This window comes from Kribbella sp. NPDC003505 (genome assembly GCF_040610875.1).
GTDB lineage: Bacteria > Actinomycetota > Actinomycetes > Propionibacteriales > Kribbellaceae > Kribbella.
In genome coordinates, this window is sequence record NZ_JBEXNA010000003.1 from 1 (window position 1) to 18,181 (window position 18,181).

An 18,181-nucleotide genomic window follows, 5' to 3' on the forward strand; every position below is an offset into this window, starting at 1 on the left:
CAGCCGCCGCGGCCGCCGCGGGGGTCGCCAACACCCCGTGCGGACCCCCGCGTCCGGCGGCCTGGGCATCGGCCGCCGGACGCCGGACGCCGGGGCGATCAGCGCAGTACGCCGGGCCTGCGGCTGTAGACCGGGATGACGTCGATCGGCACGTCGCGGGTGATCAGTCCGCTCCCGACGGGCTCGTCGGTCCAGGCGTCGTACCAGGTGCCCTCGGGCAGATACGTCGTCCAGGTGGTGACGCCGGGCTCGAGGATTGGGTTGACCAGCAGGTCGTCACCGAGCTGGTACTGGTACGGGTGGTTCCAGATCTCCGGGTCGCCGGCGTGGTCGAAGAACAGCGGCCGGAGCAGCGGGCGGTCGGTGGCGACGGCTCGCGCGGCCTGCGCCGCCAGGTACGGGACGAGCTTTTCCCGGAGTACGGCGTACGCACGGAAGACCGGGACGACGCGGTCGTCGCCCGTGGTCTCGGCGACGAACCACGGTGTCCGGTCCCGCAGCGGGAGCTGGTGGTGGTTGAACTCCGAGTGGTACTGCATGATCGGCAGGAACGTCGACGCGGCAGTGGCGCGCAGGTACAGCTCGGCGTCCGGCACCGGTCCGGAGAAGCCGGCCAGGTCCCAGCCCCAGTAGACGATGCCGCACGACGCCGCGGTCAGGCCCGCGGTGATCGACGACCGGAACGCCTCCCAGGTCGAGTCCTCGTCGCCGGCCCAGAAGATGCCGTGCGCCTGCGACCCGGTGAACCCTGCGCGGGAGAACGTCACCGGCGCCTTGCCGGCCGACCGGAGCAGGTCGCCGAACGCGCGGGCGTAGTGCACCGGGAACAGGTTGTTGCCCTCGTCCCCGCGCCGCCCGTCGGCGTACCGCAGGTCGTGACCCCACGCGTGCTCGCCGCCGTCGGTCTTGAAGCCGTCGACGTCGAAGTCCTCGACCAGGTACCGGCGCTTCTCGGTCCACCAGTCCCGGGTGCGCTGCACGGACAGGTCGGGCATCAGCGCCTTCGGGAACCACCAGCCGCGGTTGTGGTACGCCGTACCGTCCGCCTCCAGCACCGCGTGACCTTCACGCACCATGGCGGCGGCGTCCGCGGCGACCTGACCGCTGTCGAACTCGCTCTTCTGCAACGGGATCTGCCACAGGACGACCTTGATGTCGCGGCGGTGCAGCTCGTCGATCATCGCCCGCGGATCCGGCCACGCGCCGTCGGCCGGGTAGCTGAAGTCCGCGGCCTTGTGCGCGCTGCCGTCCGGCGTCACCTCGTACTGCGCGTCGCGCCAGATCGTGATGCCTTCCTCGTCGCTCCACGCCTCGATCACCACGGTCCCGACCGGGATGTCCAGGTCGCGGTGCGCGTCCATCCGGGCCATCACCAGCTCCTGGGTGTTCCATTCGTTGCCGGAGGCCCACAACCGGAAGACCCAGTCGGGCAGCTCTTCGGCCCGGCCGGCCTCGTCCAGGAACGCCGACAGCACCTCGGTCGGGTCGCCCTCGTAGATGCCGAGGTCGACGACCGGATCGTCGCCGAGGGCGACCTCCACGGTGACGCCGGTGTCGTCGGAGGAGAACCAGGTCCGGCGCGACGTGCGGACGTGGAAGCCCCAGCCGCCGTCGACCACGTGCGCGAACGGCATCGGCAGGTAGGTGCGGCCGTGTACGCCCTGCGCCTTGTACTGCTCGAACACGACCGCGTCGAGCTGCTGCCCGCGCTGGTCCAGGTGGTCGTAACGCTCACCGAAACCGACCAGGTGATCGGTCGGCTGCAAAGGCAGCCTGAACCGCGCGCGATGGACGCCTTCGGCCGACACCAGCCACTCCACGTCACGGACCCGATCACCCCCACCGCGTACCTGTCCACCTTCAGCCACCCACGCAGCCGGCGCCACGTCGAACCATTCGCTCGTCTCGGTTCCCGCGTGGAAGCGGTAACGGACCGGTTCGGTGATCGGCGGGGTGACGACCGACCAGCTGTCGTCGGAGCCGAGCGACTTCGCCTGGGCCGCGCTGAGGTGGCCTTCGCCGCCCGCCAACGCCGCCGCGTCGGCTGCCGTCGCCTGTGCCGGCGTGAGTTCGAGGGTTGTCGTGCCCCACTCGCAGACGACCGACGTGACGTCGGGGGAGGCGACGACGCCGAGGCGTACCTGTTCGCCGGCCAGCGGGAGGACCGGGACGCGCTGGTCCGGGGAGCTCGCGTACGGATGCTCGATGCCGTGCGGGCGATGGGTGATCATGTCAGGCCTTCTCGGAGAGGATGCCGAGCTCGTCGGCGAGGATCAGGTACATGCCGTGCGACCACAGCAGCGGCGTGGCGACGGTGCCCCAGCGGGCGATCCACTCGTCCCGCGACCCGGGGTGCAGCAGGTGGTGCGCGACCTGCTCGGGAAGGTCGCCGTCGGGTGTCGCCTGGTCGGCGATCCAGCGCAGCAGCCGCCACGCCCCGGCGGTGTCGCCGGCGACCGCGAGGTTCCAGCCGAGCAACGCGGACAGCAGGATCCATTGCCCGCCGCCGTAGAACACATCGGCGGTGAACCGGTGGACGCCGCCGTCGGCGTCGAGGTCGCGCGCGACCGCCGCTAGCGTCGCCGTCCCGGCGTCACCCGACACGAGCCCGAACGGTACGACGCAGGCGGGCAGCGAGCCGTCGACGGCCGCGGTCCCCAGCCACTTGGTCAGATGCCCGTCGTGCATGCCCTCGGCAACGACCAGGGACCGGATGCGCTCGGCGACGTCGAGGACGGCGACCTGGGTGTACGGCGCGATCGCGACCAGCCCGCCGTGGATCGCGCCGAGCGTCGACACGTGCCGCTGCTCGACGTGCTCCTCCCACCAGTCGTAACAGGGCCGGTCCCAGAACGCGACCAGGTAGTCGACGGCGACGTCGATCCCGCCACGCCACCGATCGAGGTCCAGTCCGTGCCGGGCCGCGTGCGTGACGACGGACCACAGCCACGTCCCGTAGCCGTCGGTCTGGAAGTCCCACCACGGGTCCGACCCGTCCGCGCCGTCGAGGGTGAAGCGGGTCGGCAGCATCGCCGAATCCGGGGGAGTGTCGCCGCGGGCGGTCGCCGCGCGCAGGTCGTCCACCTGCGCGCGACGGCTCCGCAGAACGCGATCCACCCAGTCGTGGAACCGATCGGCCGACGCGACGTCGCCGTACCGCGAGATCCCTTCCGCGGTGAACGATCCGTCCCGCAACCAGGCGTAGCCCTGGTACGCCGAGAAGGTGGGCGCCGCCGGATACGCACCACCGTCGTCCTGGTGCTTGGTGATGACTGCGTGGCTGGACTCGGCCAGCGCACGCAGTCTGGTCAGATCAACCTCCGACGCGATCACTTCTTCAGCAGACCGTTCACCTTGGACTGGGCGTCGGCCAGTGCCTTCTCGACCGTCTTCCGGCCGGCGGCCGCGGAGCTCAGTTCCTGGGTGACCGCGTCCTGCATCTCCTGCTGGCGCTCGACGACCGGCGGCAGCACCGGCTCCTCGAGCGCGGTGAAGACGGCCTCCCGGTTGGCCGGCTTCGGCTGGTCGAGATAGGTCTTGAGCTTGTTCTCGTCGGCGACCGGCGGCAGCTCCCAGGACGACGCGAGCCGGATCTTCGTGGTCTCGTCCGACGAGGACAGGTAGGTGATCCACTTCTGCGCGGCGGCCGCGTTCTTCGAGGCGGCGTTCACCACCAGGCCGTTCGCGAACATCGCCGACGCCTTCTTGGTGTTGCCGGGCTCGACCGCGACGTCCCAGTCGAACTTCGCGTCGCTGAGCGCGGAGAACATCCAGATCCCGGTGTGCCACATCGCGAGCTTGCCGGACTTGAACAGCTTCGAATCGAAGTCCGGCGTACCGGCGCCGTCGGCCTCGGTCGGCATCGTCTTGCCCACCTTGCCGACCAGGAACTTGGCCGCCTCGACACCCTGCGGCGAGTTGAACGTCGCCTCGGTCCGGTCGGCGTTCAGGAATTCGCCGCCGTTCTGCGCGAGCACCTTGTAGAACTCGTTGTACGACACCGGCTGGTAGTCGCCCCAGGTCTTGGTCGCCTTGTTCGTCAGCTTGGCGGCCGCGGCCTGCTCGTCCTTCCAGGTCCAGTCGGCGGTGGGCTCGGCGACGCCGGCCTGCTTGAACAGCGTCTTGTTGTAGAACAGCACGACGTTCGAGAACGACTCGGGGACGCCGTACTGCTTGCCGCCGTTGTTGAACGCGTCGTACAGGGTCTTCTTGTAGACCGACGAGTCGACGTCCTTCAGTTCGGCCAGCGAGCCGTTCGTCGCGTACGTCACGAAGTTCTCGTAGTTCAGCTCGAAGGCATCCGCCGCGGTGCCACCAGCGACCGCGGTCTGCAGCTTCGTGAAGTAGTCCGCGTACGGCACGGTCTCGACCTGGACGGTGATGTCCGGGTTGGCGGCCTGGAAGGCGTTGACGATCGCGGTCAGGTCCTTCTCGTGACCGTCGTTCGACGAGAAGTTCATGTAGCGCACGACCGACTTGCCGGCCGGCGCATCGGCCTGCTTGGTCGCGGATCCCTGCCCGCAGGCGGTCAGCGCGAGCGCGGCGGTCAGGCTCAAAGCAGAGACGGCCGCGAACTTCAGGAGGCGCATGGGGTGTTTCCTCTCACTTGATACCGGTGTGTGCGACACCGGCGATGATGTGGCGCTGCGCGAGCAGGTAGACGATGGCGATCGGCACGATCGAGACGACGGATCCCGCCATCACGACGTCCCACTGGGTGGTGAACTGGCCCTGCAGCGTGGACAGGCCGAGCGGCAGGGTCATGAACTCGGGCGACCGGATCACCACCAGCGGCCAGAGAAAGCTGTTCCAGCTGCCCATGAAGGCGAACACGGCGACCGTCGCGAGTGCGGGCCGGATCAGCGGCAGCACGATCGTGGTGAAGATCCGCAGGTGCCCGGCGCCGTCGATGGTGGCCGCCTCGTCGAGTTCGGCCGGTACGGCGGTGACCGCCTGCCGGAGCAGGAACACGCCGAACGCGGACGCGATCGTCGGCGCCAGCAGGGCGAAGTACGTGTCCTGCAGGTTCAGCGTCTTCATCTCGATGAACAGCGGTACGACGAGCACCTGCAACGGGACCATCAGCGTGGCCAGGTAGCAGCCGAAGATCACGTTCTTCAGCGGGAAGTGCAGGCGCGCGAACCCGTAGGCCGCCATCGAGCCGGTGATCAGCTGGAGCACCGTCGAGGCGATCGCGATCAGCAGCGAGTTCACCAGGATCCGCCAGATCGGCATCGCGTCGAGCAGCGTGCGGTACGCGTCCAGGGTCGGGTTGTGGACGATCAGCTTCGGCCCCTCGGCGAGCGAGCCTTCCGGGGTGATCGACGTGATCACGGTCCACAGGAACGGGAAGAGCATGATCGCCGCGCCCGCCACGACCGCGGCGTACAGCCAGAACCTACGCATAGTGCACCCACTTCCGCTGGCCGCGGATCTGGACCACTGTGATCACCAGGATCACCGCGAACAGGATCCAGGACAGTGCGGACGCCTCACCGGCGCGTCCGTACCGGAACGTGAGGTCGTAGATGTGCCCGACCACGACCTGGCTGCTGCCGGACGGCCCGCCGCCGGTCATCACGTACACCTGGTCGAACACCTGGAAGCCGTTGATCAGCGAGATGACCACGACGAAGAACGTCGACGGGGACAGCAGCGGCAGCGTGATCCGCCAGAACCGCTGCCATCCGCTCGCGCCGTCCACCAGCGCGGCCTCGTAGACGTCGGACGGGATCGCCTGCAGGCCGGCCAGCAGGATCACCATCACGAACCCGAGGTCCTTCCAGGCCGACGACAGGATCACCGCGGGCAGCGCCCACTGCGGATCGGTCCACCAGCCCGGGCCCGGTACGCCGAAGAAGCCGAGCACCTCGTTGACGAGGCCGTTCGCCGGGTTGAGCAGCCACTTCCACACCAGCGCGACCACGACCCAGCTCGTCACCACGGGCAGGAAGTACGTCGCCCGCAGGAACGCGCGGCCCTTCAGCCGCTGGTTCAGGACGAGCGCCAGGCCGAGCCCGCCGGCGTACACCAGCGGCAGGTAGCCGGCGACGTAGATCAGCGTGTGCAGGAAGACGCGGCGCGTCATCGGGTCGGTCAGCAGGTTCGCGTAGTTGTCCAGCCCGACCCACTGCATCGGCGAGATCAGGTTCCACTGGTGCAGGCTGACCCAGAGGCTCGACACCATCGGCACGAGCGTGAACGCCAGCAGCGGGATCGCGCTCGGCAGCAGGAAGAACAGCACCCAGCCGAGCTTCTTCCAGCCGCCGCCACGCCTGGCCGGCGCGGGTCGGGGCGGTGTGTGCGTCTTCCGGTCCCGCCGGCGCTCGGTGAGTGTCGGCGTACTCATGACGCTCCCAGCCGTGCGCGCACCAGACGGCTCTGCTCGCCGCCGTTGTCCGCCGAGTCGAACGGCGAGGCCAGCACGAGCGAGGCCGCGCCGCGCGCCCACTGGTCCTCCGTCCACGGCTCGACCAGCACGGGTACGCCCTTGCGGGCCGGCAGCAACGATCGCCGGAACGACGGTTCAAAGCCGGGCTGCCAGAACTCCCATCCGTCCACTCCTTCACCCAGCAGGACGACGACCTCCGGGTCGACGGTGTGGATCACGCCGGCCAGTGCGCGGCCGAGCAGGTCGCCGGCTTCGGCGTACACCGCCTGCGCGGATTCGTCCCCGGAGGCGGCGGCACGCAACAGACCGGCGAGCGTGCCGCGCGGGCCCAGGACGCCGCGGCTGCGCGCCGTCCGGACGAGTCCGTCCGCGCCGATGTAGGCCTCCAGGCAGCCGGTCGAGCCGCAGGTGCACGGCGGCTGCTCGGTCGCGGAGTCCCAGACCGGGATGTGCCCGATCTCGCCGGCGCCGCCGTTGGCGCCGCGGTAGATCCCGCCGTCGACGACCATCCCGCACCCGATACCGCGCCCGATCGTGACGACCAGGTACGACGAGTGCTCGCGGCCGATGCCGTACAGCCGCTCGGCCGCGGCGAGCGTGTTCACGTCGTTGTCCACGAGCACCGGCGTACCGACCGCCTGCCGCAGGATTGGCCCGACCTGCGCGGCCCGCCAGCCGAGTGTCGGCGCGTCGACGATCCCGGACGCCTGCGAGTCGACCGATCCGGGGACCCCGACACCGACACCGAACAGCTGGTCGTCGAGGCCGGCGACCTCCTCGGTCAGGATCCGGCCGAGCCGGTCGATGGCGTCGGCGGCCCGCGGGTCGAAGTCGTGCGATCCGGACGACCGCACGCTCCCGTCGAGCTCGACCGTGACCACGGCGACGTGGTCGGCGGTGACCTTCGCGCCGAGCGCGACGCCGGTCCGGCTGACCAGCCCGAGCAGCCGCGCCGGCCGGCCGCCGTTCGACGGCACCGACTCGAGCTCCTCGACGACGCCGCGGGCGATCAGGTCCTTGGTCACCTGGGTCACGGTGGCCGGGCTGAGCCCCAGGTTGCGCGCGATCGCGGTCCGCGACGTGGGCCCGCGGGTGCCGAGCATCGCCACGATGCCGGACGGCACCAGGTCGCCGCGGGGACTCTGACCGGTCACACTCGCCTACTTCCTTTGGGACTAAATTTAGTCAGAAACTAAGCAGTCCTGGTCAGAACTGTCAAGGGCTCGGGGCCTTGACCGCCCGTGATCGTGGGGGATACGTGCCGGGGCACTTGCTTCGGCTCCGACATCGGCGGGTTCCGGAGGGAGGTGCTCAACTCCGACCTGAACGAGCTCTACACGCAGTGGCTCGCGAACTCGGCGTGGTTCGACCTACCGATCCGCCCGCACACCGAGAACCTCTGCAACTGCGCCGAGACCTCATCGGACTCGATCGGCGACGTGCCGAGCAACCTGGCGAACCTGCGGCAGCGGTACGAGCTGATGCCGCCGCTGGTCTACCAGTACCAGAACGGCCCGAACGTGCGGGAGATCGGCCACGAGAAGCTGATCGGCAAGGACTTGCTGGTCGGGGTCGTTGCCGGCGCCAACCAACGGCAGCGCGACGTGTACCTGCGGGTCGGCGCGATCATCCCGAAGATGGCCGTCGACGACCAGACGATGAACGCCGTGGGCAAACGCGCCGACGGGACCACGCGCAACGAGCTGGTCGCGCGGGTCTATGCGGACAGTACGGCGTCGTCGTTCACGCTGGCCGAGGACGACGGGACGACGGTCGGGTACCAGGCCGGATCCAAGCGGACGACCGACCTGACCCCCAGCTGTCGGGCAGCACCGCCACCGTCGGGATCGCGGCGTCCTCCGGTACCTGTCCGGGAGCGCCGTCCGCCCGGTCGAACGTCGTCGAACTGGTCGCCGACACCCAGGCGTCCGCGGTGACGCTGAACGGCAGCGCCCTGACCCAGTACGCGAACAAGGCGGCGTTCGACGCCGCGACCAGCGGCTGGTACAACGCCGGCGGCAACCTGGTCGTCGCCAAGTCGGCGTCGCTCTCTCTCGGTTCGGCGAAGACCTTCGCGTTCACACTCGGACAGGCGGTCGTCTCGAAGACGTTCAGCTGCGCGAACGGCATGACGACGTCCGGCCAGTCGGTGTACGTCGTCGGCAGCGCGCCGCAGCTCGGCGCCTGGTCGGTGGCGAGTGCGGTGAAGCTGTCGCCGACCGCCTACCCGACCTGGACCGGAACGATCAGCAACCTTCCGCCGAGCACCGACCAGTGGGTCCGGATCCGAACATCTCGTTCACCACACCGGCTACCGGCAACGGCGGTACGACGAACGGAGGGTCCTGATCCAGTGGCTACTTGGTCACCAGTGAACGGAGGAGGAACCCGACGTTGGCGGGTCGTTCCGCGAGCCGGCGCATGAAGTAGCCGTACCAGTCGTCGCCGTACGGGACGTAGATCCGCATCCGCGAGCCCTGGGAGCGCAACTGCTCCTGGGTGCTCGTCCGGATGCCGTAGAGCATCTGGAACTCGAAGTCGTCCGATCCCTTGCCGTGCCGGTCCGCCAGGCGCTGGGCGGCGGCGATCATCCGCGGGTCGTGGCTGGCGACCATCGGGTAGCCGAGTCCGCCCATCAGGATGCCGAGGCAGCGTTCGTACGCGGCGTCGACATCGCTCTTCGCGGCGTGGGCGACGGACTTCGGCTCGGCGTACGCGCCCTTGACCAGCCGGATCCGCGACCCCGCGCCGGCCAGGTCGCGGCAGTCGGCCTCGGTGCGGTACAGCATGGCCTGCAGCGCGACACCGACCCACGGGTGGTCCTTGCGCAGGTCGCCGAGGATGCCGAGGGTCGAGTCGACCGTGGTGTGGTCCTCCATGTCGAGGGTCACCGTCATGCCGGCGCCGGCCGCGGCCGCGCAGATCGCGTGGGCGTTGTCGGCGGCCAGCTTCTCGCCGCCGCCGGGCAGCGCCTGGCCCATGGCCGACAGCTTGAGCGACGCCTCGGAACCGGCCGCGAGGCCGTGATCCGCGAGCAGCGCGATGAGCTGGAGGTAACCGTCGCGGGCGGCCTCGGCCTGCGCGCGGTCGAGGGTGTCCTCGCCCAGGCGGTCGAGGGTGACGGTGAAACCGCCCGTGGTCAGCCGGCGGGTGGCCTCGACGGCCGCGTCGGCGTCGTCGCCGGCGATGAAGCGGGTCACGACCCGGCGGGTGACACGCGACTTGGTGACCATCGCGCGGACGCGGCGGCTCCGGGAGGCGGCGAGCAGAGCGGTACCGAGCATGGGTGGCTCCTTCGAGGTCAGATGACGGCACTGTAAGGAGCCCGGTCTGCCCGAAGCCTCATCCAGTTGGCAGGAAGCTGGAGTGAATCTTCATACATTTGTCTAAACTGTCGTCATGGACCTCGACGAGCTGGTCGGTGCGATCTCTGACGTGTTCGGGACCCCGGCGGTCCTCGAGGATCGCGACTTCAACCTGGTCGCGTACAACACGCAGCCCAACGAGATCGACGCGGTCCGGGCCGGGTCGATCCTGCGGCGCCGGTCGACCGCCGAGGTCCGGAGCTGGTTCGAGCAGTTCGGCATCGCCGGCGCGACCGGCCCGGTCCGGACGCCGGCCGAGCCGAGCCTCGGAATCCTGCCCCGGCTGTGCCTGCCGGTGCGGTGGAACGGTGTGACCTACGGGTACTTCTGGCTCCTCGACCCCGAGGCCGGACTCGGTACGGCGGAGCAGCTCGAGGCGGCTGCGGCGGTCGCGCGGGAAGCGGGTGCCGTGCTCGCTCAGCGGGCCCGTGGCGGTCGCGACGCCTCGTTGCTGCTGACGAACCTGCTGGCGCCCGACGACGAGGTGTCGCAGCGGGCAGCGGACGAGCTCGACGGCCGCGGGCTGGTTCGGCGTACGGCGACGGTCGTGGTCGTGCACGCGGAGCAGCCGCCGGGCGAATCGCGGGAGGTGATCCCGCTGAATCTCTGGTCGCTGCCGCGGCACGTGATCGCCCTGTCCGGCGAGGGATTCACGACGTTGCTGCTCGACCTCGGCGTCGACCGGTCGTCGCGGATCGACCAGGCGATCGACCGGCTCCGGCAGCTGTATGCCCAGCGGCTGGGAGAGCAGGCCGCGAGCCGGTTGCTGGTAGGTGTCGGGGATCCGCAGCGCGGGCTCGCCCAGGTGCGGACCAGCCATGAACAGGCACGCCGTGCCGCGCAGGTCCTGGCCGCGGTTCCGGGGTCAGGTGTGGTGGCGCGCTGGTCGGAGCTCGGTGTGCGGCGGCTGGTTTCGTGCGGTCCGCATGACGCGCTGGTGGACGCCGTACTGGATCCGCGGGCGCGACGGCTCATCGCGGAGGGCGGCGAGCTGGTGCGTACGGCTCAGGTGTTTCTCGACAAGGCCGGGAACGTGCAGGAGCTGGCTGCTGAGCTGGCGATCCACCGTCAGACGGCGTACTACCGGTTGCGGCGTATCGAAGCCGTGACCGGCTTCGACCTGCGCCATGGTGAAGATCGGCTGGTCCTGCATCTTGCCCTCACGATGGCGCCCCTGCTGGCGGTGGGGCCGTCGACTCGCGAAAGATGAGGCGGTTGATGGTCCGGATGGCGGGCTCCGGGATCGGCTCGCCGCGGATCTCGGCGACCAGCCGGTGGATCGCCGCGCGGCCCTGCGCCTCGCGATCGACGGCCACGGTCGACAGCGACGGCGTGGCGAACCGGCCGATCTCCTCGTCGTCCCAGCCGAAGACGCTGAGGTCGCCCGGCACGCTCCAGCCGCGCGAGAGGGCGCCGCGGATCACGCCCATCGCGACGACGTCGTTGGCGGCCACGACGGCGGTCACTCCGCAGTCGTCGGGCAGGCTGGTGATCGCGTCGAAGCCGGACTGTGCCGACCAGTCGCCGTCGACGGCGCCGACCGAGCGCAGCCCGAGCTCCTCGATCGTCTCCAGGTAGACGCTCTTGCGGTTGCGGGCCGAGGCGAAGTTCTGGGCGCCGGCGACGTGCAGGAAGGTCCGGTGCCCGAGCGAGACCAGGTACTCGACGATGTCGCGGATCTCGGTGGCGTCGGCGAGCTCGGCCAGCCCGTGCAGCTTGTCGTCGTACGAGCCGCTGACCACGATCGGCACCCGGTTCGACCTCTTGCCCTTGAGGCTGATCGGGGACAGGGCGAGGATGCCCTCCACCTGGCCGGAGCGCGCCAGCTCGTCGATGCGGGCCGACCGTTCCTGTGATCCGCCCTCGACGCTGACGATCTCGACCTGGTATCCCGCCTCGTGCGCCGTCCGCGAGGCCGCGGCGAGCAGCCGGCCGGGAAAGTGGGCGCCCGACGCGAGCACGATCGCGAGCCGGTTGGTGTGCCGGGTCCGCATCGACCGGGCGACCAGGTTGGGGCGGTAGTCGAGCGCCTTGACCGCGTACTCGACCTTGATCCTGGTCTTCGGCTTCAGGCTGTCCTTGTCCTGGAGGTACCGCGACACCGTCGTGTGCGACACCCCGGCCAGGCTGGCCACCTGGTGGATGGTCGCCGGCCGGTTGGCTGCCGTGTCCGCCACGTTCCCCTCCTCGTGCCAGGCCGTCTCAGGCCGGGCAGCTTATCACCAGCGCCCGTCCGAATAGCGCGGCGAGGTCTTGACACCAAAAGTGGGCTGCGGTTAGCTACCGGCTCAGAAGTGGATCGATCACTTTTTATCCGAGTATCGAAGGAGTGCCTGTGGCTGAAGCTGACACTGCTTCTCGGGTGCGTGATCCAGTGCGCGTGGACGCGGATTCCGGGGTTCGCAGCCAGGAGCGCAAGCGATCCCTGCTGTCCCGGCTGAGACGCGATTATCCCGTGCTTTTGCTGGCGATACCGGGCCTGCTCGTGCTGCTGGCGTTCCAGTACTACCCGCTCTGGGGCAACGTCATCGCCTTCCAGGACTATCAGCCGTTTTTGGGAACGGCGAAGAGTCTGTGGTCCGGATTCGAGAATTTCTCCGTCATTTTCAATGGTGATCCGGAATTCCTCAATGCGGTCCGCAACACCTTGGTTCTGACCGCTATCCAGACCGTGATCGTATTTCCGGCGCCAATCGTGGTGGCGCTCGTGCTGCACAGCCTGCTGTCGAACAAGCTCCGCCAGGTCGTGCAGACGATCATCTACCTGCCGCACTTCATGTCCTGGGTGATCGTGGTCGCGGTGTTCCAGCAGGTGCTGGGCGGGACCGGGATGATCAACAACTGGCTGCGCGGCCACGGGTACGACCCGATCCACGTGATCGGGAACGTCGAGGCGTTCCGGGCGCTGCTGACCTCGCAGGTGCTGTGGAAGGACACCGGCTGGGCGACGATCCTGTTCCTCGCCGTGCTGTCCCAGATCGACCGCGCGCTCTACGAGGCCTCGGCGGTGGACGGCGCCGGACGCTGGCGGCAGACCTGGCACGTCACGCTGCCCGGGCTGAAGCCGATCATCATCCTGCTGCTGATCCTCAAGCTCGGCGACTCGCTGACGGTCGGTTTCGAGCAGATCGTCCTGCAGCAGCAGGCCGTCGGCGTCGACGCCAGTGAAGTGCTCGACACCTACGTCTACAACAACGGCATTCTCGGCGGGAACTGGGGAGTGGCGGCCGCGGTCGGCCTGGTGAAGAGCGCCGTCGCCCTCGCTCTGGTGCTGTCCGCCAACAAGATCGCCCATCGCTTCGGCGAGGAAGGGGTCTACCGCGGATGAAGGCCAAACCAGCTCCGACGATGGTCGGCGGGATGCCGATGCCAGGGCCGACCGAGCGGATCGTCAAGGCGGTCTTCCTCACGGTCATCTGCGGGGTCGTCGTGTTCCCGTTCATCGGCGTGATCTCGACCAGCCTCGCGCCCGCCGAGGAGGTGACCAAGGCCGGCGGATTCGTCCTGTTCCCGACGCACGGGCTGGACTTCACGGCGTACCGCTCGATTCTGTCGGGCGGGACGGTCACCCAGGCGCTGCTGATCAGCGGCTTCGTCACAGCGGTCGGTACGGCGCTCGCGCTGGTGCTGACCTGCACGCTCGGATGGGCGCTGAGCCGACGCGGCACGATCGGCAACAGGCCGCTGCTGCTGCTCGTGCTGATCAGCCTGCTGTTCAACCCGGGGCTGATCCCGTCCTACCTCGTCGTCCAGCAGTTCGGACTGCTCGACAGCCTGTGGGCCGTGATCGTGCCGGTCAGCGTCAGCGCGTTCAACGTCATCGTCGTCCGGGCGTTCTTCGTCGGGCTGCCCGTGGAGATCATCGACGCGGCCCGGATCGATGGCGCCTCCGAATGGAAACTGTTCCGGCACATCGGCCTGCCGCTGTCGAAGGCGGTCGTCGCCGTCGTCGGGCTGTTCTACGGCGTCGGCTACTGGAACAGCTTCTTCAACGCGTTGCTCTACCTCAACGACAGCAGCAAGTGGCCGCTGCAACTGGTGCTGCGGACGTACGTCGTGAACGGCGTCGAGCTCGGCGGTCAGGACCTCGGGCTGGCAGGCGAGGCGGTTCCGCCGCAGACCTCGATCCAGATGGCGATCCTGATGATCTCGATCGTCCCGATCCTCTGCGTCTATCCGTTCATCCAGCGGCACTTCGCCAAGGGCGTCCTCACCGGCGCCGTCAAGGGCTGACCACAAGACCTGGAAAGTAGGTAACACCCATGAGTGTCTACGATGCACGGCCGCTGGGGCGCCGGGCGGTCCTCGCCGGCGGGGCGGCGCTGGGCCTGGCCGGTGCGGTCGGCTGCTCGAACGACGGCCGCGGGGCGTCGGGCGCGGGGAACGACGAGGCGGCGCGGTCCAAGGTCCGGCCGGCGTACGAACGGTACACGGGGGTCAAGCCGGACCTGGCCGGCGCCGAGTACAACATCCCGGACGCGTTCGACAAGTACCCGGCCGATCCGGTGCGGGTGATCGACGCCGCGCCCGGCGACGGCAAGCCGATCACCGTGACGACGTACACGAACACGCCGATCCCGCCGAAGCTCGAGCAGAACACGTTCTGGCAGGAGTTCAACAAGCGGGTCGGGTCGCCGGTGCAGGTGAACCTGACACCGTCGGTGGACTACGACAAGAAGTTCGCCACCGCGGTGGCCGGCGATCAGCTGGGCGACCTGTTCGTGGTCGGCGCGATCGCGCAGACGCCGCAGATGCTGGCCGCGAAGGCCGTCGACCTGACGCCGCATCTGTCCGGCGACACCATCAAGAAGTACCCGTTCCTGGCGAACCTGCCCGAGGTGGCCTGGAACTCGGGCATCTTCGACGGCAAGATCTACGGCGTCCCGATCCCGCGCGGCGCGATCAGCTCGCAGGTGATGTACAGCCGCGGCGACATCCTGGCCGCCGAGGGACTGCAGGCCGGGGTCAAGAGCGCCGACGAGTTCGTCGAGCTCTGCAAGGGCCTGACGAACAAGAAGCTGAACCGTTTCGCGCTGGCCTCCGCGCCGACGCAGTTCGTCCGGAACATGTTCGAGATCCCGAACACCTGGAGCAAGGACGGCGACAAGCTGGTCAGCAACCTCGAGCACCCTGCGCACGAGGAGGTGTTCGGCATCCTGCAGAAGCTCTGGAAGTCGGGCTACATCCATCCGGACGCGTACGCCGGGCAGAACCAGGACCTGAAGACCCGGTTCTCGAACGGCTCCAGCCCGCTCGTCCAGGACACGTTCAGCGGCTGGCCGACGTACCTGCAGATGATGACCGATCCGAAGGCCGAGATCGCGATCATCGCGCCGCCGAAGCACGACGGCTCCGGGCAGGGCAAGACCTGGCTGGGCGCGCCGGCGATCGGTGTCACCGCGATCAGCAAGAAGGCCGAGGGCCGGGTCGAAACACTGCTGGCCTACCTGAACTTCCTGGCGGCGCCGTTCGGCACGCAGGAGTACCTGTTCCGCAAGTTCGGTCTGGCCGGGGTGCACCACACGATGGTGAACGGCAGCCCTGTGCTGAACGCGAAGGGCTTCAGCGAGACCCAGCTCGGCCTGATGTACCAGGCGGACGCGCCCTGGACGATCTTCCTGCCCGGCAAGGAAGGCAGTGCCGAGAACCAGTTCAACGCGATGAAGTCGGTGTGCCCGACGGCGCTCGCCAACCCGGCGGCCGGCGTGTACTCCGAAACCAGCAACCGCAAGAACAAGCAGCTCAACGACGCGATCAACCAGGTCACCGACGACATCGTGCAAGGCCGCAAGCCGGTGTCGGCGTGGGCCACGGCAGTCAAGAAGTGGAAGAGCGACGGCGGCGACAAGATCGCCGAGGAACTCGCCCAGGCCCTGAAGGCCTCGCGCTGAGCTGCCATGAGAACGCACTCACTGGTTGAGACTGTCCGCGACCTGCGGAAGGCCGGCGAGGTAACCTCGGAGGCGATGCAGTTGCTGCAGCGAGGGATCCTCACAGCGGACGCAGAACTCCGCGAAGGCCACATGGCCGGCCGTCTGCCGGCCCTTCAGGACGTCCGCCTGACGCTGTACCGCCTGCCGGTCGCCGAGGTGACGGCGCACGCCCGGCTCGCGACCGACGCCGGGGACGGCAACCTCGACTCCATCACTCTCGAAGCCGACCCGGGCGTCGTCGGCCGACATCGGAAGGAACACCCTTGAACTCCAGCCAGCCCATCCGCTTCGCCGCCGTCGGACTTGACCACGCGCACATCTTCGGCCAGGTCGCCGGCCTGCTGAAGGCCGGTGCGACGTTCGCCGGGATGGCCACCGACGACCCGTCGGCGGCGGTCGCGGTCTCGGTCCGCGAGCGGTACCCCGACGTACCGTTCGTCGACGACCCGGACGAGCTGATCGCCGCCGACGGGATCGACCTGATCGTGACCGCCGCCGTACCGGACCGGCGCGGGCCGATCGCGGTCGCGGCGTTGCGGGCCGGCAAGGACGTGGTCGCGGACAAGCCCGGGTGCGTCACCCTCGAGCAGCTCGAGGAGATCGAGAAGGCGGTCGACCAGAGCGGCCGGTTCTGGTCGGTGACGTTCTCCGAGCGGTTCGAGGTCGCGTGCGTCGTCAAGGCCGGCGAGCTGGTCCGCGAGGGCCGGATCGGCACCGTGGTGCAGACACTCGGCGTCGGGCCGCACCGGATCGGCGACCGCGGTCATCTGGCCGGTGGCGGCGGCCGCCCGGACTGGTTCTACGACAAGGCCCGCTACGGCGGCATCCTGACCGATATCGCTTCGCACCAGATCGATCAGTTCCTCTGGTTCACCGGTGCGCGGACCGGTGAGGTGGTGACCAGCTCGGTCGGGAACTTCGCCAACCCCGACGAGCCGGGGCTGCAGGACTTCGGCGAGATCCTGCTGCGCAGCGACAACGCCCAGGGCTACATCCGCGTCGACTGGTACACCCCGGACGGCCTGCCGACCTGGGGCGACGGCCGGCTGACGGTGCTCGGCACCGAGGGCTACATCGAGATGCGCAAGTACGTCGACCTGGAAGGCCGCCCGGGCGGCAACCACCTGTTCCTGGTGGACAACAAGGGCACGCACTACATCGACTGCTCGGACGTCGAGCTGACCTACTTCCCGGATCTGCTGCGCGACGTACGGGACCGGACCACGACGGCCGCGCCGCAGGAGCACACGTTCGAGACGATGCGGCTGGCCCTGACGGCGCAGCAGAATGCGACCGTCCGCGGAGCGGCCCGATGAAGGTCGCGATCGTCGGCTGCGGCAACATCAGCCACCGGCACGCCGAGGCGTACGCGAAGACGGGCCGGGCCGATCTGGTCGGGGTCGCCGACATCGTCGAGACCAAGGCGCGGGCGGCGGCGGAGAAGTACGGCGCGACGCCGTACGCGAGCGTGGCGGAGCTGCTGGCGGCAGAGGACCCCGATCTGGTCTCGGTGACGACGCCGCCCGGCAGCCACGCCGAGATCGCGATCGAGGTCCTGGCGGCCGGCAAGTCGGTGCTCCTGGAGAAGCCGCCGGTGCTGAGCCTCGCCGAGCTGGACGAGGTCGCGCGGGCCGAGGAGACGAGTGAGGGATCGGTCTGGGTGGTGTTCCAGCACCGGCATGGTTCCGGGGCCATCCGTGCCGCGGACCTGCTCGGCCGCGGCGCGCTCGGCCGTCCGTTGGTCGCGGTCTGCGAGACGCTGTGGTTCCGGCCGCGCAGCTACTTCGATCCGGAGTGGCGCGGCACCTGGGTCGGTGAGGGCGGCGGACCGACCCTCGGGCACGGCATCCACCAGATCGACCTGCTGCTGCATCTGCTCGGACCGTGGCGGACGATCACCGCGTCCGCGGTCCGGCTGGAGCGTCCGGTCGAGTTCGAGGACGTCTCGACGGCCTCGGTGACCTTCGAGAGCGGCGCGGTCGCGACCGTGGTGAACAGCCTGCTGTCGCCCCGGGAGCTGAGCCGGATCCGGATCGACACGTCCGGTGGAACGCTCGAGGTGAACCACGTCTACGGCTACTCGGACCGGGACTGGACGTTCCATCCGGCACCGGACGCGGCCAAGGCAGCCACGCTCGGCCTCGATCCCGGTGTCCGGCAAGCAGACGGCCTGCTCGTCGGCACGGCGGAGTCCGGGGCTGCGGCCGACCCCTGGGCCGCGTCGGCCGGCGAGGACGTGCCGAGCAATCACGACGCCCAGATCACCCGGCTGGTCGACGACCTGCTGAGTGGCCGCACCCACGAGACCACGCTGGCGAGCACGCGGCCGACGATGGAGTTCGTCACGGCCCTCTACGCGTCGTCGATCACCGGCGGGCCGATCCACCGGACCGATCTCACCCCGGCCCACCCGTTCTATCGCGCACTCCACGGCAACCTCCCGAAACCCCAGGTCACCGAGTCGTTCCTGCCGTGATCCGGCCACCGGGCGG

General features: G+C 69.2%; 17 protein-coding genes. 9 read left to right on the plus strand and 8 right to left on the minus strand.

Annotated elements, in window-relative coordinates; translation table 11 throughout:
* Positions 1-98: 98 nt before the first annotated feature.
* The 6 genes from ABZX12_RS09080 to ABZX12_RS09105 are packed head-to-tail and all read right to left on the minus strand — an operon-like array spanning position 99 to position 7,545.
* On the minus strand, positions 99-2,231 hold the full coding sequence (locus ABZX12_RS09080; protein WP_355691334.1) for a TIM-barrel domain-containing protein: 2,133 nt from the start codon (positions 2,229-2,231) through the stop codon (positions 99-101).
* Between the two features lies 1 nt (position 2,232).
* Positions 2,233-3,333, minus strand: a complete 1,101-nt coding sequence (locus ABZX12_RS09085) for a glycoside hydrolase family 15 protein (RefSeq protein WP_355691336.1) — start codon at positions 3,331-3,333, stop codon at positions 2,233-2,235.
* A complete protein-coding gene (locus ABZX12_RS09090; RefSeq protein WP_355691337.1) occupies positions 3,330-4,589 on the minus strand; it encodes a sugar ABC transporter substrate-binding protein in 1,260 nt (419 codons plus the stop codon). The genes ABZX12_RS09085 and ABZX12_RS09090 overlap by 4 nt, the downstream gene beginning before the upstream one ends.
* Before the next feature lie 13 nt (positions 4,590-4,602).
* Positions 4,603-5,406 (minus strand): carbohydrate ABC transporter permease, encoded by an 804-nt coding sequence (locus ABZX12_RS09095; protein WP_355691339.1) that lies wholly within the window; start codon positions 5,404-5,406, stop codon positions 4,603-4,605.
* Positions 5,399-6,349 (minus strand): sugar ABC transporter permease, encoded by a 951-nt coding sequence (locus tag ABZX12_RS09100; protein ID WP_355691341.1) that lies wholly within the window; start codon positions 6,347-6,349, stop codon positions 5,399-5,401. Before ABZX12_RS09100 ends, ABZX12_RS09095 begins: the two co-directional genes overlap by 8 nt.
* A complete protein-coding gene (locus tag ABZX12_RS09105; protein WP_355691343.1) occupies positions 6,346-7,545 on the minus strand; it encodes an ROK family protein in 1,200 nt (399 codons plus the stop codon). Before ABZX12_RS09105 ends, ABZX12_RS09100 begins: the two co-directional genes overlap by 4 nt.
* Positions 7,546-7,698: 153 nt before the next feature.
* Between ABZX12_RS09105 and ABZX12_RS09110 the strand changes: the two genes are divergently transcribed.
* Both ABZX12_RS09110 and ABZX12_RS09115 read left to right on the plus strand, forming a co-directional pair.
* Entirely contained in the window at positions 7,699-8,328 is a 630-nt protein-coding gene (locus ABZX12_RS09110) for a hypothetical protein (RefSeq protein WP_355691345.1), read from the plus strand.
* A complete protein-coding gene (locus ABZX12_RS09115) occupies positions 8,325-8,816 on the plus strand; it encodes a carbohydrate-binding module family 20 domain-containing protein (RefSeq protein ID WP_355691347.1) in 492 nt (163 codons plus the stop codon). The genes ABZX12_RS09110 and ABZX12_RS09115 overlap by 4 nt, the downstream gene beginning before the upstream one ends.
* Here ABZX12_RS09115 and ABZX12_RS09120 read toward each other — a convergent pair.
* Positions 8,749-9,675, minus strand: a complete 927-nt coding sequence (locus tag ABZX12_RS09120; RefSeq protein ID WP_355691349.1) for a proline dehydrogenase family protein — start codon at positions 9,673-9,675, stop codon at positions 8,749-8,751. The genes ABZX12_RS09115 and ABZX12_RS09120 overlap by 68 nt on opposite strands.
* Positions 9,676-9,790: 115 nt before the next feature.
* On the opposite strand from ABZX12_RS09120, the gene ABZX12_RS09125 reads away from it, so the two are divergent.
* Positions 9,791-10,966 (plus strand): helix-turn-helix domain-containing protein, encoded by a 1,176-nt coding sequence (locus tag ABZX12_RS09125; protein WP_355691351.1) that lies wholly within the window; start codon positions 9,791-9,793, stop codon positions 10,964-10,966.
* Here the strand turns inward: ABZX12_RS09125 and ABZX12_RS09130 are convergent.
* Positions 10,917-11,933: a LacI family DNA-binding transcriptional regulator gene (locus ABZX12_RS09130; protein WP_355691353.1), complete on the minus strand. Its 1,017-nt coding sequence runs from the start codon at positions 11,931-11,933 to the stop codon at positions 10,917-10,919. The two genes, ABZX12_RS09125 and ABZX12_RS09130, sit on opposite strands and share 50 nt — an antisense overlap.
* A 185-nt stretch (positions 11,934-12,118) precedes the next feature.
* On the opposite strand from ABZX12_RS09130, the gene ABZX12_RS09135 reads away from it, so the two are divergent.
* The 6 genes from ABZX12_RS09135 to ABZX12_RS09160 are packed head-to-tail and all read left to right on the plus strand — an operon-like array spanning position 12,119 to position 18,165.
* Positions 12,119-13,084, plus strand: coding sequence for an ABC transporter permease subunit (locus tag ABZX12_RS09135; RefSeq protein ID WP_355691355.1), 966 nt, complete (start codon positions 12,119-12,121; stop codon positions 13,082-13,084).
* On the plus strand, positions 13,081-13,989 hold the full coding sequence (locus ABZX12_RS09140; protein WP_355691357.1) for a carbohydrate ABC transporter permease: 909 nt from the start codon (positions 13,081-13,083) through the stop codon (positions 13,987-13,989). Before ABZX12_RS09135 ends, ABZX12_RS09140 begins: the two co-directional genes overlap by 4 nt.
* 29 nt (positions 13,990-14,018) lie before the next feature.
* Positions 14,019-15,647 (plus strand): extracellular solute-binding protein, encoded by a 1,629-nt coding sequence (locus tag ABZX12_RS09145; RefSeq protein ID WP_355691359.1) that lies wholly within the window; start codon positions 14,019-14,021, stop codon positions 15,645-15,647.
* Between the two features lie 6 nt (positions 15,648-15,653).
* Complete coding sequence (locus ABZX12_RS09150) at positions 15,654-15,956, plus strand: hypothetical protein (RefSeq protein ID WP_355691361.1); 303 nt, start codon at positions 15,654-15,656, stop codon at positions 15,954-15,956.
* Positions 15,953-17,005 carry a Gfo/Idh/MocA family oxidoreductase gene (locus ABZX12_RS09155; protein ID WP_355691363.1) on the plus strand — a complete coding sequence of 351 codons (1,053 nt, stop codon included), beginning with the start codon at positions 15,953-15,955 and terminating at the stop codon, positions 17,003-17,005. The genes ABZX12_RS09150 and ABZX12_RS09155 overlap by 4 nt, the downstream gene beginning before the upstream one ends.
* Positions 17,002-18,165, plus strand: coding sequence for a Gfo/Idh/MocA family oxidoreductase (locus tag ABZX12_RS09160; RefSeq protein ID WP_355691365.1), 1,164 nt, complete (start codon positions 17,002-17,004; stop codon positions 18,163-18,165). Before ABZX12_RS09155 ends, ABZX12_RS09160 begins: the two co-directional genes overlap by 4 nt.
* Positions 18,166-18,181 lie beyond the last annotated feature (16 nt).

What these genes read in the sequence shown, in the direction of transcription:
- ABZX12_RS09140 (WP_355691357.1), top strand. Translation starts at nt 13,081, where the DNA reads ATGAAGGCCAAACCAGCTCCGACGATGGTCGGCGGGATGCCGATGCCA.
- ABZX12_RS09125 (WP_355691351.1), top strand. Translation starts at nt 9,791, where the DNA reads ATGGACCTCGACGAGCTGGTCGGTGCGATCTCTGACGTGTTCGGGACC.
- ABZX12_RS09120 (WP_355691349.1), bottom strand. Translation starts at nt 9,675, where the DNA reads ATGCTCGGTACCGCTCTGCTCGCCGCCTCCCGGAGCCGCCGCGTCCGC.
- ABZX12_RS09090 (WP_355691337.1), bottom strand. Translation starts at nt 4,589, where the DNA reads ATGCGCCTCCTGAAGTTCGCGGCCGTCTCTGCTTTGAGCCTGACCGCC.
- ABZX12_RS09150 (WP_355691361.1), top strand. Translation starts at nt 15,654, where the DNA reads ATGAGAACGCACTCACTGGTTGAGACTGTCCGCGACCTGCGGAAGGCC.
- ABZX12_RS09080 (WP_355691334.1), bottom strand. Translation starts at nt 2,231, where the DNA reads ATGATCACCCATCGCCCGCACGGCATCGAGCATCCGTACGCGAGCTCC.
- ABZX12_RS09160 (WP_355691365.1), top strand. Translation starts at nt 17,002, where the DNA reads ATGAAGGTCGCGATCGTCGGCTGCGGCAACATCAGCCACCGGCACGCC.
- ABZX12_RS09095 (WP_355691339.1), bottom strand. Translation starts at nt 5,406, where the DNA reads ATGCGTAGGTTCTGGCTGTACGCCGCGGTCGTGGCGGGCGCGGCGATC.
- ABZX12_RS09100 (WP_355691341.1), bottom strand. Translation starts at nt 6,349, where the DNA reads ATGAGTACGCCGACACTCACCGAGCGCCGGCGGGACCGGAAGACGCAC.
- ABZX12_RS09145 (WP_355691359.1), top strand. Translation starts at nt 14,019, where the DNA reads ATGAGTGTCTACGATGCACGGCCGCTGGGGCGCCGGGCGGTCCTCGCC.